The following is a 16,573-nucleotide window of genomic DNA, read 5'->3' as shown; positions in this document are numbered from 1 at the left end:
CACCGCGATCTTGGGGTGGGTCTAGGGGTGGGTCATGCGGAGGACGTCGAGGGCCTCGTCGAGTTGTTGTTCGGTGAGGCGGCCGGCCTCGACGTGGCCGCGTTCGACCACCACCGCCCGGATGGACAGCTCCTTGGCGAGCGCTTCCTTGGCGATGGACGCCGCCTCGTCGTACCCCAGGTAGCGGTTCAGCGGGGTGACCACCGAGGGCGACCCCTCGGCGTACGCCAGGCAGACGTCCACGTTGGCGACCAGGCCGACCACGCAGCGGTCGGCGAGCAACCGGCTCGCGGTGGCCAGCAGCCGGATCGACTCCAGTACGTTGCGGGCCAGCACCGGAAGCATCACGTTCAGCTCGAAGTCGCCCTGCGAACCGGCGAAGCCCACCGTGGCGTCGTTGCCGATCACCTGCGCGCAGACCTGGCGGACCGCCTCGCAGACCACCGGGTTCACCTTGCCGGGCATGATCGACGAACCCGGCTGGAGGTCCGGAATCTGCAGCTCGCGCAGGCCCGCCCGAGGCCCGGAGCCCATCCAGCGGATGTCGTTGGCGATCTTGTAGAGCCCGACCGCGTACGTGCGGAGCTGCCCGGAGGCCTCCACCAGGGCGTCCCGGGCGCCCTGCGCCTCGAAGTGGTTGCGCGCCTCGGTGACCGGCAGCCCGGTCATCTCGCGCAGCTGCTCGACCACCGCCAGGGCGAACCCGGCCGGCGTGTTGATCCCGGTGCCGACGGCGGTGCCGCCGAGCGGCAGCTCCGCGAGCCGGGGCAGGCAGCCCTCCAACCGCTCGATGCCGTACTGCACCTGGGTGGCGTACCCGGAGAACTCCTGGCCCAGCGTCACCGGGGTGGCATCCATCAGGTGCGTACGCCCCGCCTTCACCACCTCGGCGAACTCGTCCACCTTGGACTCCAGGGTGAACTGGAGGTGCCGCAGCGCCGGCAGCAGGTCGTGCACCACCGCGTGGGTCGCCGCCAGGTGGATCGAGGACGGGAAGACGTCGTTGCTGGACTGTGACGCGTTGACGTCGTCGTTCGGGTGCACCTCCCGGCCCAGCTCCCGGGCGGCGAGGGTGGCGATCACCTCGTTGGTGTTCATGTTAGACGAGGTGCCGGAGCCGGTCTGGAAGACGTCCACCGGGAACTGGTCGTCATAGCCGCCGTCTGCCACGTGCGCCGCCGCGGTGGCGATCGCCCCGGCGACGTCCGCGCCGATCACCCCCAGCTCCCCGTTGACCCGGGCCGCCGCCCCCTTGATCTGGGCCAGCGCCCGGATGTGCGCCGACTCCAGCCCTCGGCCGGAAATCGGAAAGTTCTGCACGGCACGCTGGGTCTGGGCCCGCCACAGCGCGTCGACGGGCACCTCCACCTCGCCCATCGTGTCCCGTTCGATCCGGTAGCCGGTCTCCTCTGGTGTGGTCACGGATACCATCCTGCCCCGAGCCGGCCCGACCCGCAGATGATCCCCGCCACCTCACCGGCCGCACCGAAAGCGGCGGCACCGGAAGCGGCGGCACCACGACCGGCGGCACCGGGACGAGCGGCACCGCAACGGCGGCACCGGGCTCAGCCGAGTTCGCGCAGCCGCCGGCACACCTCGTGCTGGTCCGGGGACCCGACCTGGACCAGCAGCGCCAGCGCCCGGGTCCAGTACGAGCGGGCGGCGGCCGGATCGGTCGGCCACAGGCACGCGGCGATGCCGTCCAGCGCGCGGGCCTGCTCGTAGAGGTAGTGGATCCCGGTCGCCGCCAGCAGGGCCTGCTGGTGCTGCTCCAGCGCGGTCGCGGTGTCACCCAGGTCCAGCAGCGCCCGGCCCAGAGCGTTGCGGGAGCTGCACTCACCGGCCCGGTCCGCCGCGTCCCGCATCGCCGCGAGGGCCTCCCGGTGCCGGACCGCCGCCACCGCCGGGTGCCCCCGGGCCCGCTCCGCCATGCCGATCTCGTTGAGCAGGTCACCCTCGGCGAAGCGGTGGCCCCGCGTCCGCTGTAGGCGCAGGGCCCCGTACATCCGGCGCAGCGCCCGGTCGTGCCGGCCCATCCGGGAGTACACCGCGCCGAGCCCGCCCAGGGTGTCCGCCACCAGCGCGCTCTTCCCCGCCTGCCGGGCCAGGAAGAGCCGGTTCCGCAGCACCCGCAACGCCTCCGGGTAGCGGCCCAGCTGCATGTAGCAGGTGCCGAGGTTGGTCATCGCGTTCGGCAGGGTCTGCCAGTCGCCGGACCGGCGGGCCAGCACCAGCCCCCGTTCCAGGTACCGCACGGCCTCCCGGGTCCGGCCCAGCATCATCAGCGGCAGGCCGAGGTTGGCCGTCGCCACCGCCTGCCCCGCGACGTCACCGAGCCGCTCCCACAGGCCGATGACCACCCGCAGCGAGTCCGCCGCGCGCGGGAACTGGCCGAGCCGGAAGTACGCCGACGCGAGGTAGTTCTGCATGGTCGCGATGCCGGCGGCATCCCCCAGTGCCTCCGCGGCCCGCAGCCCGTCGGTGTGCGTCTGGATCAGCTCGTCGAGATGGCCGCCGAGGTAGAGCTGCCGCCAGTTGGCCCGGGCCAGCTGCCAGGCGTACCGGTGCAGGCCCTGCTCGACCGCGAGGTGCACCAGGGCCACCAGGTTGTGCCGTTCCACCTCCAGCCAGCGCCGCCCCTCCCGGGCGGTCACCTCGACCAGGTCGGGTCGGGCCGGCTCACCGGCTACCGCGGCCCGCAGGTTCCCGGTCGGCTCGATGGCGCGGCTGATCGAGGCGGCCACGTACAGGTAGAAGTCGAGCAGTGCCCGCAGGGCCCGCCGCCGTTCCGCCTCGCACTCCACCGCGGTGACCAGCCCGGCGGCGTACTCCCGGACCAGGTCGTGGAACCGGTGGCGCCCGGCGTCCAGCTCGTCCACCAGATGGGCGTCGACCAGTTCGTCGAGCTGTTCCTGCGCGGCCAGCGGTGGCCCGTCGGTCAGCGCCGCGACGGCCGGCCAGTCGAACTGTTCGCCGGGATGCAGGCCGAGCAGCCGGAACGTCCGCTGGGTCGCCTCGGTGAGCTGGGCGTACGACAGGGCGAAGGCGTCGGCCAGGGTCCGGTGCTCGACCGCCAGCTCGGCCAGGACGGGCCGGTCGGCGTCACCGAGCCGCTGGGCCAGGTCGGCCACCCGCCACCTCGACCGGTGCGCCAGCCGGGCGCCGGCCAGCCGGATGGCGAGCGGCAGGTAGCCGCAGCGGCGTACCACCTCCTCCGCCGCGCCCGGCTCGGCCTCCACCCGTTCGCCACCGGCGATCCGGGCCAGCAGGTCGACCGCCTCGCCGGGCTCCAGTACGGACAGGGACTGGGACCGGACGCCGTCCAGCCCCACCAGCCGGCGCCGGCTGGTCACCACGGTCAGGCAGCCGGGCCCGGCCGGCAGCAGCGGACCGACCTGGGCGGTGCTCGCCGCGTTGTCCAGGACGAGCAGTACCCGCCGGCTCGCCAGCTCGGTACGCCACAGCGCGATCCGGTCGGCGGCGTCGGCCGGGATCCGCTCCCCGGGTACGCCGAGCTGGCGCAGCAGCGCGGCGATGGCGGCGGCCGGCGGCAGCGGGCTGTGCACGCTGTGCCCGTGCAGGTCGACGAAGAGGTGCGCGTCCGGATAGCGGGCGCCGAGCGCGGTGGCGACGTGTACGGCGAGGGTGGTCTTGCCACTGCCGGGCATGCCGTCGATGACGTGGACGGCGGGAAAGCTCGGGTTGGTCTCCTCGATCTCCTTCAGCAGCCGGATGACGGTCTCCCGGCGACCGGTGAAGTCCTCGATGGCCCGGGGCAGCGCCCGCACCGGCGGCCGGACCGGCTCGGCCGGCCCGGCGACGGCGGAGCCGACCTCTCCGGCGAGGACCCGCCGGTGGATGTCCCGCAGCCCCGGTCCGGGCTCGATGCCCAGTTCGGCGATGAGGAGGTCCCGCCCGGTGCGGAACACCGTCAGCGCGTCGGCCCGCCGGCCGCTGTCGGCGAGCGCGAGCATCAGCTGCCCCCGCAGCCGCTCGCGCAGCGGGTGCCGCTCGACCAGGTCGGTCAGCTCGGCGACCAGGTCACCGGAGCGGCCGAGCCGCAGCTCCAGCTCGAAGCTGTCCTCCAGCACCAGCATGCGCTGCTCGTCCAGGGAGGCGGCACCGCGCCGGACCAGCGGGCCGGGGATCCCGGCGAGCGCCGGGCCCCGCCACAGTGCCAGGGCGGCCCGGTAGCCGTCGCGCGCCCCGGCCCAGTCCCGCTCGGCGGCGGCGGCCCGGGCGTCGGCGACCAGCCGTTCGAAGACCTGGGCGTCCAGCTCGTCCGGGCCGGTCGCGATGCGGTAGCCGGCCGGGCCGGTGACGATCGTCTCGGCCGGCACGCCGACGGCGGCCAGCGAACGCCGCAGCCGCGACACGCAGGTCTGCAACTGCCCGCGCGCGGTGGCCGGCGGTTCGACGTCCCAGACCGCGTCGACCAGCTCGTCGACCGGCACCACCCGGTTGGGGTGCAGCAGCAGTACGGCCAGGACGGCCCTGTCCCGGCCGGCCGTTATCGCCGATTCACCGCCGCCCACCTGGAGCGGCCCAAGGATCCCGAACCGCATGCCAGCCCCTGACCGAGCTCGTATCTCGCAGCAGAGTAACGCGTCACTTACCCGAAGCAGAATCGCAATGAGAGCGACGTGGCAGCGGATCGAGAGCGCCGGTCCGGACACTGTGCATGGGACGCACCACAACGAGTGAGACAGATCGACGGGGGCGGTGCGTCCGCCGGCCTACAGCGGGTGGTGGACGCACCGTGTCGGAACTGCGCTTGTGCCGCTTCCACGCCTGAGGGAGACGCCGCTGATGGACGCCGCTGACCCACCCGCCCGGCCGGCACCGGCGCCGGCCGCCGGCGACGTGCTGCGGATCGCCGAATCGGACTACTGCTACGGGGTCGGCCCGCTCGTCCTGCGGGTCACCCGGGTCGGCGTGGACCTCGGCCGGTATCCCCGGCTGGAATGGCTGTCGCTGCGCGGCGTGGAGCTGCGCCGGGACGGCAGCGCCGGCCCCGAGCGGCAGGTGCTGGTCCGGGCCAGCGCGCTCCCCGGCGCCGTCGCCTGAGGACCGGGACACCCCCGTCCGGTACGGGGGCAGCCCGGATCCGGCTCAGCGCCGCCCGACGGTCAGCACCGGCTTGGTCACCTCGGCGAAGAAGTCGTTGCCCTTGTCGTCGACGACGATGAAGGCCGGGAAGTCGACCACGTCGATCTTCCAGACCGCCTCCATGCCGAGTTCCGGATATTCCAGGACCTCGACATGCTTGATGCAGTCCTGGGCCAGCCGGGCGGCCGGGCCGCCGATCGAGCCGAGATAGAAGCCGCCGTGCTCCTGACAGGAGCGGGTCACCTGCCCCGACCGGTTGCCCTTGGCGAGCATCACCTGCGAGCCGCCGGCGGCCTGGAACCTCGCCACGTACGAGTCCATCCGGCCGGCGGTGGTCGGGCCGAACGACCCCGACGGGTAGCCCTCCGGGGTCTTCGCCGGGCCGGCGTAGTAGACCGCGTGGTCGCGCAGGTACTGCGGCATCGGCTCGCCCGCGTCCAGCCGCTCGGCGATCTTGGCGTGCGCGATGTCCCGGGCCACCACCAGCGGGCCGGTCAGCGACAGCCGGGTCTTCACCGGATATTTCGACAGCTCGGCCCGGATCTCGTCCATCGGCCGGTTGAGGTCGATCCGGACCACCTCCGCGCCCTGGTCGAGCTGGGCGTCGGTCACCTCGGGCAGGTACCGGGCCGGGTCGGTCTCCAGCCGCTCCAGCCACACCCCGGACGGGGTGATCTTGCCCATCGCCTGCCGGTCGGCGGAGCAGGACACGGCGATCGCCACCGGGCAGGAGGCGCCGTGCCGGGGCAGCCGGACCACCCGTACGTCGTGGCAGAAGTAGCGCCCGCCGAACTGCGCGCCGATGCCGAACTGCCGGGTCAGCTCCAGCACCTCCGCCTCCAGCTCCAGGTCCCGGAAGCCGTGGCCCTGGATGGACCCGCCGGTGGGCAGGTTGTCGAGGTACTTGGCCGAGGCCAGCTTCGCGGTCTTCAGGGCGTACTCGGCGGAGGTGCCGCCGATGACCACCGCGAGGTGGTACGGCGGGCAGGCGGAGGTGCCGATCAGCCGGAGCTTCTCCTCCAGGAACTGCATCATCCGGGTGGGATTGAGCAGCGCCTTGGTCTCCTGGTAGAGGTACGACTTGTTGGCCGAGCCGCCGCCCTTGGCCATGAAGAGAAACTTGTACGTGTCCGGGTGCCCGTCCGGGTCCTCGGCGTAGATCTCCACCTGGGCCGGCAGGTTGCTCCCGGTGTTGCGCTCCTCCCACATGGTGAGCGGGGCGAGCTGCGAGTAGCGCAGGTTGAGCCGGGTGTACGCCTGGTAGACCCCGCGCGACACCGCCTCGTCGTCGCCGCCGTCGGTGAGCACGTGCCGGCCGCGCTTGCCCATCACGATCGCGGTGCCGGTGTCCTGGCACATCGGCAGCACCCCGCCGGCCGCGATGTTGGCGTTGCGCAGCAGGTCGAGCGCGACGAACCGGTCGTTCGGCGAGGCCGCCGGGTCCTCGATGATGGCCCGCAGCTGGCCGAGGTGCGCCGGGCGCAGGTAGTGGGCGATGTCGTGCATCGCCTCGGCGGTCAGCGCGGTGAGGGCCGCGGGCTCGACGGTCAGGAAACGGCGGCCGCCCGGCCCGTGGACGACGTCGACACCCTCGTCGGTGACCAGGCGGTATTCGGTCTGGTCGGCGCCGACGGGCAACAGGGGAGAGTAGGAGAACGGGGCGCCACTGCTCATAGCCGGCAAGCCTAGGCCAGTCCACCCGGCCCGGCCCACCCGCCGGGTCGGCGCTGCGATGCCGCTCTCACCCGGCCGTCCGGGACCGTCCGCCGTCCGCCCCGCCGGGACCGCTCGTCCCGCCGGACCAGGACCGCTCGCCGGTCGGCCGGGACCGGCGTGGCGGCCCTCGACACCGGCCGGGGCCCCCGCCGGCCGGGCGGTCAGCCGTCCTTGCCGCCGTCGGGCGGGCACGCCTCCTGCTTCGGGCCGCCGCAGGCGGTGCCGTCGCCGGGATCGGCATCCGGGTTGCCCGGCCCGGGGCCGGCGGGCGGCGCGGCCGGCACACCGGCGAAGCGGTAGAACCCGATGTCCCGGCCGTCCCCGATCACCATGCCGGTCGGTCCCACCGCGAAGACCTCGGCCGAGGAGCGCAGGAGGGCCAGTTCCCTGCCACTGCGCGGGTCGAGCGCGATGATCCGGTCAGGCTTGCGGTCGACGATCACGGCGGCGTACGGCGTCAGCGCGGCGCCACCGTCCGGGTTGACCGGTCGGGTCCAGCGGGCCGCCTCGATCGCGTGCTCCCGGCCGGCCACCCGCTGCTTGTCCGCGGAGCGGGACAGTGCGTACCGGTCGTCGACCGCGAGCAGCTTCTCGCCCCTGGCACCGACCCAGAGCAGCCGCCCGTCGTACGCGTCGAGCACGGTCTCCCGCGCGTCCGCGGCCACCCCCACCACGACGTTCTGGCCGCCCTGCGGGTCCTCCCGCTGCACGCAGCCGCCACCGTCGGCGGTACGCAGGTTGATCCCCTCCCGGCGCCACACCTCCTGGCCGTTGGCCGGGTCCCGGGCGATGAGGGTGAAGTAGCAGGTGCCGTCCGCGCTGCGCGCCTCGATGCGCAGCATCCGGCCACCGACCACGACGATCCGGTCCTGCTCGCCCGGCTGGGTCTCGTGCACGGTCCGGCCGGTGGCGGTGTCCACGATGTGCACCCGGTGGTCCACCGGGAAGCCGAGCAGCGGCGGCATCATCTCCGGCCCGCCGGCCTCCTCCTGCACCCGTTCCGTGGTCAGCCGGCGGCTGCCGAGCACCTCGGGATTGTCCGCGAAGAGGCCGGCCCGCACGCCGGGCAGGAACGCCGTCCAGAGCGGAGCGTTTCCGCGCGGGTCCCAGGCGGTCAGGGTGCACTCCCGGGGGTCACCGCAGCGCACGTCGAGCAGGGCGTTGCGGTAGGTCCAGACCCCGATCGCCCGGTTGTCGCGGCGGCGCACCGCCCCGCTCTCCGGATCCAGCAGCTCGTACCCCTTGACCAGCAGCTTGCCCACGGCGACGACCGGGTCCCGGTCGCCGCCGGCGACCGCCGCCCAGTCGGCCTTGCGCTCCCAGAGCCGGATGCCGGTGGCCAGGCTGCGCGCCTCCACCCGGGTGCGGTACTCCAGCACCACGGCGTTGCCGGCGATCGTCACGCTCTTCGGGCTGCCGCCGACCCGCTGCTGCCAGACCACGTCGGGGTCGGAGAGCGGCTGGCTGCGGTTGATCCGGTCCCAGATGCTCGGAAAGGGGTTCCAGACGTTGGTCAGGGCGAGCACGACCACCACGACCAGCGCGACGGCCAGCGCGGACTTCACGCCGACGCTCCCCTTCGCCATCCGGCTACGGTAGCGAGGTCCACCGACCGGGGCCGTCAGGGCGCTTTGTCCGTGTCGTGTCCTTTAGCGCTATTTGCACGGTCGGCCGTGAGCGCCCGCCGACGGCGGCCCGTCACCCGCCGGTGGCGCCCCGCCGGCGGAGCGGGCCAGCGGAAGCACCCGGTAGGGGATCTTCTCGGCCAGCGCGATGAGGCTGGACGCCCGGGTGATCCCCTCGTGCGACACGATCTGGTCGAGCACCCGCTGAAGGTCCGTGTTGGACCGGGCAACGATCCGGCAGAGCAGGTCGCCGGAGCCGGTGATGGTGTGCGCCTCCAGCACCTCGGGGATGTCCCGCAGGTGCGCGGTCACCGGGTCGTGGCCGTACCGCTGGCTGATCTCCAGCGTGACGAACGAGGTCACCCCGAAGCCGATGGCGGCCGGGTCGAGCTGCGGGCCGAGGCCCTGGATCACCCCTCGGGCGAGCAGCTTGTCCAGCCGGGCCTGCACGGTGCCCCGGGCCACCCGCAACCGGCGCGAGCACTCCAGCACCCCGATCCGGGGCTCGGCGTCGAGCAGCTCGATCAGTTGGACGTCGAGCCGATCGAGCTGGGCATCCTGCATAGCAGTCACGGGAGATGACCATACTAAATGCACAAGCTGACCACCGGATTGACCGACAGTTGCCCAGGAGGGCCCGGCCGGCGATGCTCGGCACAGACGGCCGCCGCCCGGCCGGCCGCGCTAGGTGAGGGAGGCATGACGATGACCAGCGCTGTCCACCAGCCCCCGGCCACCGGCACGGGTACCCGGCTCGACCTCGAACTGGACGTCGACCGGCTCGTCGGCGCCGTCGAACACGACACCTCGGCCGACCCCTTCCCGGTGGAGGGCATCGACCACATCCGGTTCATGGTCGGCAACGCCCGGCAGGCCGCGCACTACTACTCGACCGCGTTCGGCATGACCCGGGTCGCCTACCGCGGCCCCGAGCAGGGCCACCGGGAGTACGCCGAGTACGTGCTGACCAGCGGCTCCGCCCGGTTCGTCCTCACCGGTGCGGTCCGGCCCGACGCCGCGCAGGCGGCACACGTGGCCAAGCACGGCGACGGGGTGCTCGACATCGCCCTGGCGGTGCCGGACGTCGACGCCGCGTACGCGCACGCGCTGGCGCAGGGCGCCCGTGGCCTCACCGAGCCGTACGACCTCACCGACTCCCACGGCACCGTCCGGATCGCCACCATCGCCGCGTACGGCGACACCCGGCACTCGCTGGTCGACCGTTCCCGCTACCGGGGTCCGTTCCTGCCCGACTTCGTGGCCGCCGCTCCGATCGTGGACCGGCAGCCGATGGTCGACGCCGGTCTCCAGCCCAAGCGCTTCTTCCAGGCCGTGGACCACGTGGTCGGCAACGTCGAGCTGGGCCGGATGGACGAGTGGGTCGAGTTCTACCGCCGGGTCATGGGCTTCACCAACATGGCGGAGTTCGTCGGCGACGACATCGCCACCGACTACTCGGCGCTGATGTCCAAGGTGGTCGCCAACGGGACGCGAAAGGTGAAGTTCCCGCTCAACGAGCCGGCGGTCGGACGCCGCAAGTCGCAGATCGACGAGTACCTGGAGTTCTACGGCGGCCCGGGGGCCCAGCACATCGCGCTGGCCACCAACGACATCCTGGCCACGGTCGACGCGATGCGCTCGGCCGGGGTGGAGTTCCTCGACACCCCCGACTCCTACTACGACGACCCGGAGCTGCGGGCCCGGATCGGCAACGTACGGGCGCCGATCGAGGAGCTCAAGTCCCGCCGGATCCTGGTCGACCGGGACGAGGACGGCTACCTGTTGCAGATCTTCACCAAGCCCGTCCAGGACCGTCCGACGGTCTTCTTCGAGTTGATCGAACGGCATGGCTCGCTCGGTTTCGGCAAGGGGAACTTCAAGGCGCTCTTCGAGGCCATCGAGCGGGAACAAGAGGCGCGGGGAAACCTGTAACACTGTCCTGCGTGACTGAGCAGCCTTCATCCATGTCCCAGCCGGACGAGAACCGGCCGCCGGGCGGTGCCTACCCGCCGCCCGGCGGATACCCGCCGCAGCAACGCCAGCCCGGGTATCCGGCACCGGCCCAGCCGGGCTATCCGCCGCAGCCCGGTTACCCGGCGGCGCCGCCCCAGCCGGGATACCCGGCCCAGCCCGGATACCCGACCCAGTCGGGCTACCCGGCCCAGCCGGGTTATCCGGCACCGCAGTCCGGCTACCCCGCGCCCGGCGCCCAGCCCGGCTATCCCGCACCGGGCGCCCAGCCCGGATACCCGGCCGGCGGTTACCCGCCGCCGGGCGCCCAGCCGGGTTACCCGGCACCGCAGGGCCAGCCCGGGTACGGTCCGCCCGGCTACCCGGCCCGGCCCGGCTACCCCGCCCCGCTGCCGACCAGCCCCGGGGGGCAGCCGCTGGCCCCGTTCGCCGACCGGCTGCTGGCCGTACTGATCGACGGCGCGATCACCGGCGGGATCAGCATGCTGATCATGGTGCCGCTGTTCATCATCTACTTCGTCGCGGCCGGGTCGGCCCTGGCCGACCTGGAGACCCGCCCGGACGGCACCCTCGAACCGGGCTCGGGCGGCGCGGCGGCCGGAACCCTCGGCATGCTGCTGCTGCTCTACGTCGCCGCTCTCCTGCTCAGTCTCCTCGTCGCCTACCTCTACTACGTGGAGATGACGGTGCGGCGCGGCCAGACGGTGGGCAAGCGGGTGATGAAGGCCAAGATCGTCACGCTGGATCCGGCCGGCTCGGTCACCCGGGGCGTCCTGGTCAAGCGGTACGGCACGCAGATGCTCTGCGGCTTCCTCCCCGGCGGGAGCCTCGTCGACGGACTGTGGCAGCTCTGGGACAAGCCGTTCCAGCAGTGCCTCCACGACAAGGCCGCCAAGACGGTGGTGGTTAAGGTTCCAGCGTGAACGTCAGCATTCAATCGAGGTCGTCCCGGTGACGGTGCAGCCGGGCTGGTACGCCGATCCCGCGGAGCCCACCACCCAGCGCTACTGGGACGGCGAGGGCTGGATCGGCGCGCCGCTGCCCGTCGACGCGACCCCGCCGTCCGGGCCGCCACCGGCCGAGCCGGAGCCGGCGGCGCCCGCCACGCCGTCCGGTGCCGTACCTGACTCCTCCGGGGCGCCGGGCGCGACCGCCCCGGCACCGCCAGTTTCACCGGCGGCACCCACCTCGGGAGTGCCGGGCGCACCCACCTCCGGGGTGCCCGGGGCGCCGGGTTCACCCGGCGCTCCGGCGCCGGCCGGGCCGCCCGGACCGGGCTGGCCGGGCTGGGGTGGCCCCGGCACGCCACCGCCACCCGGCACGCCACCGCCGCACGGCACGCCACCGCCGCACGGCACACCACCGCCGCACGGGGCTCCACCGCCGGGCTGGCCGGGCCCGGGCCCCTACCCCTTCCCGTACGGCTATCCGCCGCCACCGCCCCGGCCGCGCGGGCTGGAGCTGGCGCCGCTGGGCACCCGGCTGGTCGCCCGTCTGATCGACATCGCGCTGGTCCTCCTGCTGAACGTCGTGGTCAACGGCTGGTTCGTCTGGCGGTTCTGGCAGGAGATCGAGCCGCTCTCCCGGGCGATCAGCGACGCCTGGCTGGCCGGGGAGCCGCTGCGGGAGCTGCCCCGGGCCAGTCCGCAGGCCGACGGCCTCCAGGTGGTCATCCTGCTCATCGCCGTGGCGCTCTGGTTCGCCTACGAGGTGCCGGCGACGGCCAACACCGGGCAGACCTTCGGCAAGCGGGTGATGGGCCTCAAGGTCGTACCGGTGTCCGACGACGCGCAGCTGGGCTTCGGCGGCTCCTTCCGGCGGTGGAACCTGCTCGGGTTGCCGGTCTTCCTCTGGAGCTGCTGCGGGGTCGGCTTCCTGCTGCAACTGGTCGACTGCGCGTTCCCCCTCTTCGACCGGCCGCTGCGGCAGGCGCTGCACGACAAGCGCGCGCAGACCGTCGTGGTGCAGCTGCCCCGGCACGCCGGGGCACCGACCGGATCGGGTACCCCGACCGACCCCACCGGTCCGGGCGGGGGCGACGCCCCGACCGACCGTTCCGGCCCGCCCACCGACCGCCCTGGAGGTAACGCGTCATGACCAGCCCCACCGGTCCCGCCCCCGACCGGCGTCCCCGGCTGACCCGGGGCGACCTGGACGCGCTGCCGAGCTACGTACCGGGGCGCAGCCCGGCCGACCTGGCCCGCGAGCTGGGCCTGCCCGAGGCGATCAAGCTGGCCAGCAACGAGGTGCCGTACGGGCCGCTGCCCGGGGTGGTGGAGGCGGTCGCCGCGGCGGTGGCGGGGGCGCACCGCTACCCCGACATGGGGGTGATCGCCCTGCGGGACACCCTCGCGGAGCGGTACGGCGTCAGCGCTGACCGGATCGCCACCGGCTGCGGCTCGGTCGCGCTGGCCGAGCACCTGGTGCGGGCGACCTGCCTGCCCGGGGACGAGGTGGTCTACTCGTGGCGCTCGTTCGAGGCGTACCCGATCATCACGGCGACCAGCGGGGCGACCAGCGTGCGGGTCCGCAACGACGCGGGCCACGGGCACGACCTGGCGGCGATGGCGGCGGCGGTGACCGACCGGACCCGGCTGATCCTGGTCTGCAACCCGAACAACCCGACCGGCACCAGCGTGCGCCGGGCCGAGTTGGACCGGTTCCTCGCCGGTGTGCCGGACGACGTGCTGGTGGTGCTCGACGAGGCGTACCGGGAGTTCGTCACCGACGCGGAGGTGCCAGACGGGCTGGAGGCCTACGGCGACCGGCCGAACGTCGTGGTGCTGCGCACCCTGTCCAAGGCGTGGGGGCTGGCCGGGCTGCGGATCGGCTTCCTGGTCGGGCCGCCGGAGGTGGCCGGCACCATCCGCAAGATCGTCACGCCCTTCTCCACCAGCCTGGCCGCCCAGGCGGGCGCGCTGGCCGCGCTGGCCCAGGCCGACGAGGTACACCGGCGGTGTGCGCTGGTCGTCGCCGAGCGGGATCGGGTGACCGAGGCGCTGCGGAAGCTGTTGCCGGCCGGCGTGACCGTGCCGGCCAGCCAGGCGAACTTCGTGTGGTTGCCGTTGGGTGACCGCGCGGTGCCGTTCGGCCGGGCCTGCGAGGCGCGCGGGGTGATCGTGCGTCCGTTCGCGGGCGAGGGGGTGCGGGTCACCATCGGCACGCCGGCGGAGAACGACGCGTTCCTGGCCGCCGCCGAGTCGGCGATCTGAGGAGAAACCACGTCCGGCTCACCCGCCACTCCTATCACAAAACGGACATAGAGCGCGTATAGTTTGACGGGTGCGAGGACTACCGGCCCTTCTGGTGACCCTGGCGGTCGGCGCGGCGGTCTCCGTCGCGCCGACCCCGGCCGTCGCGGGCCGCGGGCTGCTCGAACTCCAGCCCGGCACCCTCTCCATCCACGCCCCGACGAGGGCCAGCCTGGGCACCGTGATCCGCGGTTCCACCCTCGAGCGGGTGCTCGGCACGGTCGAGGTGGACGACCGCCGGTTCAGCAACCCCAACCCGTGGACCGCCACGGTGACCTCGACCGACTTCCGGCTGGTCGGCGGATCGCCGACGCAGGTCATCCCGCGCGCCCAGGTCTTCTACTGGTCCGGCCCGGTGGTCGTACAGACCGGCGGCGGCACAGTGATCCCGGGGCAGCTCACTGCGGCGCAGGCGGTGAGCCTCTCCGCGCCGCGGGTCGCGATGCGAAAGACCACGGGCAGCGGCAACAACCGGCTGGTCTGGCAGCCTCGGCTCCGGATAGTGGTCCCCGTCGCCACCATCGCCGGGACATACACCGGCACGATCACGCACTCGGTCGCCTGACCCGCCTGATTCGATCTATGGAATGGGTCGTTTTGCTTGATCTTTAACCTATGGCGGCCGGTCGGTGACCCCGACTGATCATGGTGACAGCCCTTGGTTGATCATTCTTCTTGTCGAGGGAAGATGATCAATGGCCAAGGGCTGTCTTGTGATCAGTGTGCATGATCGTCATCCGGCTGGTGTGGTCGGGGAGTTGGCGAGGTTCCGGCGGGAGTTCTACGCCTGTCTGACCTCGCGGGCGGATGCGTTGTTCGAGCTGGCCGACGCGGTGTTGTGCGCCGACGGGCCGGTCCGGTCGTTGGTGGAGTTGTCGCTGGTAGGCGAGCACCGTCGTGGTCATGGGGCGTTGTATGACGCCCTCGCCTGCGGCCGGCTGGACATCGATCGGCTGCGCACGGCCCTCGCGGCGGTGCCGTTGCCGCGGGCGGCTGACGGGCGTCTCGTCCTGGCGGTCGACATCACCTGCTGGTTGCGGCCGGACGCGCACACCTCGCCGCAGCGGATTCTGTGTCACACCTACGGCCGCGGCAAGGACCAGCACATCCCGGTCCCGGGCTGGCCGTATTCGATGGTGGTGGCGTTGGAGTCGGGCCGTAGTTCGTGGACCGCGCCGTTGGACGCGGTACGGCTGGCGCCTGGTGACGACGCGGCCACGGTCACCGCCGGGCAGCTGCGGGACATCGTGGGACGGCTGATCGCGGCCGGCCAATGGCAGGCTGGCGATTCGAACATCCTGGTGGTGGCTGACGCCGGTTACGACGCGCCCCGGCTGGCGTTCCTCCTGCGTGATCTGCCCGTGCAGGTCCTCGCGCGGATGCGCTCGGACCGGGTCCTGCGCCGGGCTGCGCCGCCTCGGCAGCCGGGGGTACTCGGCCGTCCGCCCCGCCACGGCGGTGAGTTCGTCTTCGGTGATGCCGCCACCTGGAATGAACCAGATGCGGCCACCATGACTAACACCCGCCTCTACGGCACGGCGTGGGCCCGGTCGTGGGACCGACTGCACCCCCGACTGACTCACCGATCAGCCTGGATCGACGCGGCCCGGGTCCTGCCGGTCATCGAGGGAACCGTCATCCGCCTGGAAGTCGAACACCTGCCCAGCGGTGCCACCCCGAAGCCGGTCTGGCTGTGGTGGTCCGGCGTCGACGCCACCAGCGAAGACGTCGACCGGCTCTGGCAGACGTTCCTGCGTCGCTTCGACATCGAGCACACGTTCCGCCTGTTCAAACAGACTCTCGGCTGGACCTGCCCGAAGACCCGAACTCCGCAGGCCGCCGACCGATGGACCTGGCTGATCCTGGCCGCCTACACCCAACTCCGCCTCGCCCGCGCCCTCGCCGCCGACCTGCGCCGCCCCTGGGAGCAACCCGCACCACCACAGCGTCTGTCACCCGCCCGCGTCCGCCGAGGATTTCGGCACCTCCGCACGAAGGCCACCTGCCCGGCCGGTGCACCCAAACCCTCCCGGCCAGGACCAGGACGGCCACCCGGCCGCCGCAACAACCACCCCACCCCACGCTACGACGTCCACACCACGACCACCACGAACACCAAGACAGCAGCTGCAAAGAAGACGAAGTCCATCAATCCCCGTCCACGCCGCACAGGTTAAAGATCAAGTTTTGGGCATGTAAGGAAACATCTGCCGCTAGATTCCGTCTATGAGAAAAATCGGCCTCTTTCTAGGCATATCGGCGGTCTTACTCGCGGTGGCGGCCCCGGTAGCCGCGCAGCCCACCACCGAGACCGTCATCACCTTCACGGTCGCCCAGGCCGAACTGACCATCGACGCACCGGATCAGGTGAACCTGGGCGCCGCCTTCCCGGGCGAGGAGGTCGAGGGTCAGATCGGCCCGATCCGGGTGAGCGACCAGCGGGCGGCGCCGGTGGCCACCTGGACCGTGACGGTCACCGCGACGGATTTCATCCGGGTCGGCAACACCGGGCTGCCCGAGGAAGACCTTCCCCCGGGCCTGGTCGAGTACTGGTCCGGGCCGCTGCTGGCGAGCACCGGCACCGGCACCTTCCTCCCCGGCCAGTTGACCGAGGAGCAGGAGGTCACCCTCGACCAGGCCCGGGTCGCGCTCCGGAAGACCAGCGGCGCGGGCGTCAACACCGCGACCTTCAACCCGACCCTGGAGATCGATATCCCGGACACCGCGGTGGCTGGCACCTACCAGGGAACGGTGACCCATTCGGTGGCGTGACGGCGCCCCCGCGCTCGCCCTGGTCGGGCTGCTGCTGGTCACGGGCGCCCCGCCCGCGACCGCCGCACCCCACCGGGCCAACCAGCCGGATTCCGACACGGGCGTCGGGATCCGGCTGGTCGACGCGCC

Annotated in this window: 13 protein-coding genes; 8 read left to right on the top strand and 5 right to left on the bottom strand. The window is 72.7% G+C overall.

Annotation, left to right across the window (positions count from 1 at the left end; translation table 11 throughout):
• Positions 1-21: 21 nt before the first annotated feature.
• Together ACQEUR_RS08570 and ACQEUR_RS08565 are read right to left on the bottom strand one after the other, a co-directional pair.
• The gene (locus tag ACQEUR_RS08570; RefSeq protein WP_433028038.1) at positions 22-1,431 is read right to left on the bottom strand and encodes a class II fumarate hydratase; all 1,410 of its coding nucleotides are present in this window, start codon (positions 1,429-1,431) and stop codon (positions 22-24) included.
• Between the two features lie 134 nt (positions 1,432-1,565).
• Positions 1,566-4,565, bottom strand: coding sequence for a BTAD domain-containing putative transcriptional regulator (locus tag ACQEUR_RS08565; protein WP_433028035.1), 3,000 nt, complete (start codon positions 4,563-4,565; stop codon positions 1,566-1,568).
• 244 nt (positions 4,566-4,809) lie between these two features.
• Here ACQEUR_RS08565 and ACQEUR_RS08560 point away from each other — a divergent pair, with 244 nt between their 5' ends.
• Positions 4,810-5,067: a hypothetical protein gene (locus ACQEUR_RS08560; RefSeq protein ID WP_433028032.1), complete on the top strand. Its 258-nt coding sequence runs from the start codon at positions 4,810-4,812 to the stop codon at positions 5,065-5,067.
• 45 nt (positions 5,068-5,112) lie between these two features.
• Here ACQEUR_RS08560 and ACQEUR_RS08555 read toward each other — a convergent pair whose 3' ends face one another.
• The 3 genes from ACQEUR_RS08555 to ACQEUR_RS08545 form a co-directional block, all read right to left on the bottom strand.
• Positions 5,113-6,783, bottom strand: a complete 1,671-nt coding sequence (locus tag ACQEUR_RS08555) for a fumarate hydratase (protein ID WP_433028029.1) — start codon at positions 6,781-6,783, stop codon at positions 5,113-5,115.
• A 203-nt stretch (positions 6,784-6,986) separates the two neighbouring features.
• A complete protein-coding gene (locus ACQEUR_RS08550; protein WP_433028026.1) occupies positions 6,987-8,411 on the bottom strand; it encodes a PQQ-binding-like beta-propeller repeat protein in 1,425 nt (474 codons plus the stop codon).
• Positions 8,412-8,480: 69 nt separating this feature from the next.
• Entirely contained in the window at positions 8,481-9,014 is a 534-nt protein-coding gene (locus tag ACQEUR_RS08545; protein WP_433028960.1) for an Lrp/AsnC family transcriptional regulator, read from the bottom strand.
• A 141-nt stretch (positions 9,015-9,155) separates the two neighbouring features.
• On the opposite strand from ACQEUR_RS08545, the gene hppD reads away from it, so the two are divergent.
• The 7 genes from hppD to ACQEUR_RS08510 all read left to right on the top strand — a co-directional run bounded on the left by hppD (position 9,156) and on the right by ACQEUR_RS08510 (position 16,444).
• The gene (hppD, locus tag ACQEUR_RS08540; RefSeq protein WP_433028023.1) at positions 9,156-10,382 is read left to right on the top strand and encodes a 4-hydroxyphenylpyruvate dioxygenase; all 1,227 of its coding nucleotides are present in this window, start codon (positions 9,156-9,158) and stop codon (positions 10,380-10,382) included.
• Between the two features lie 32 nt (positions 10,383-10,414).
• Positions 10,415-11,344 carry an RDD family protein gene (locus ACQEUR_RS08535; RefSeq protein ID WP_433028020.1) on the top strand — a complete coding sequence of 310 codons (930 nt, stop codon included), beginning with the start codon at positions 10,415-10,417 and terminating at the stop codon, positions 11,342-11,344.
• A 28-nt stretch (positions 11,345-11,372) separates the two neighbouring features.
• On the top strand, positions 11,373-12,518 hold the full coding sequence (locus tag ACQEUR_RS08530; RefSeq protein ID WP_433028017.1) for an RDD family protein: 1,146 nt from the start codon (positions 11,373-11,375) through the stop codon (positions 12,516-12,518).
• The gene (gene hisC / locus ACQEUR_RS08525) at positions 12,515-13,633 is read left to right on the top strand and encodes a histidinol-phosphate transaminase (RefSeq protein WP_433028014.1); all 1,119 of its coding nucleotides are present in this window, start codon (positions 12,515-12,517) and stop codon (positions 13,631-13,633) included. The genes ACQEUR_RS08530 and hisC overlap by 4 nt, the downstream gene beginning before the upstream one ends.
• A gap of 70 nt (positions 13,634-13,703) precedes the next feature.
• Complete coding sequence (locus tag ACQEUR_RS08520; protein WP_433028011.1) at positions 13,704-14,237, top strand: hypothetical protein; 534 nt, start codon at positions 13,704-13,706, stop codon at positions 14,235-14,237.
• A gap of 148 nt (positions 14,238-14,385) precedes the next feature.
• Positions 14,386-15,849 carry an NF041680 family putative transposase gene (locus tag ACQEUR_RS08515; protein ID WP_433027530.1) on the top strand — a complete coding sequence of 488 codons (1,464 nt, stop codon included), beginning with the start codon at positions 14,386-14,388 and terminating at the stop codon, positions 15,847-15,849.
• A gap of 49 nt (positions 15,850-15,898) precedes the next feature.
• Complete coding sequence (locus ACQEUR_RS08510; protein WP_433028008.1) at positions 15,899-16,444, top strand: hypothetical protein; 546 nt, start codon at positions 15,899-15,901, stop codon at positions 16,442-16,444.
• Positions 16,445-16,573 lie beyond the last annotated feature (129 nt).

Source organism: Plantactinospora sp. CA-290183, from assembly GCF_050936375.1.
GTDB lineage: Bacteria > Actinomycetota > Actinomycetes > Mycobacteriales > Micromonosporaceae > Plantactinospora.
This window is presented reverse-complemented; position numbering and strand designations above follow the sequence as displayed.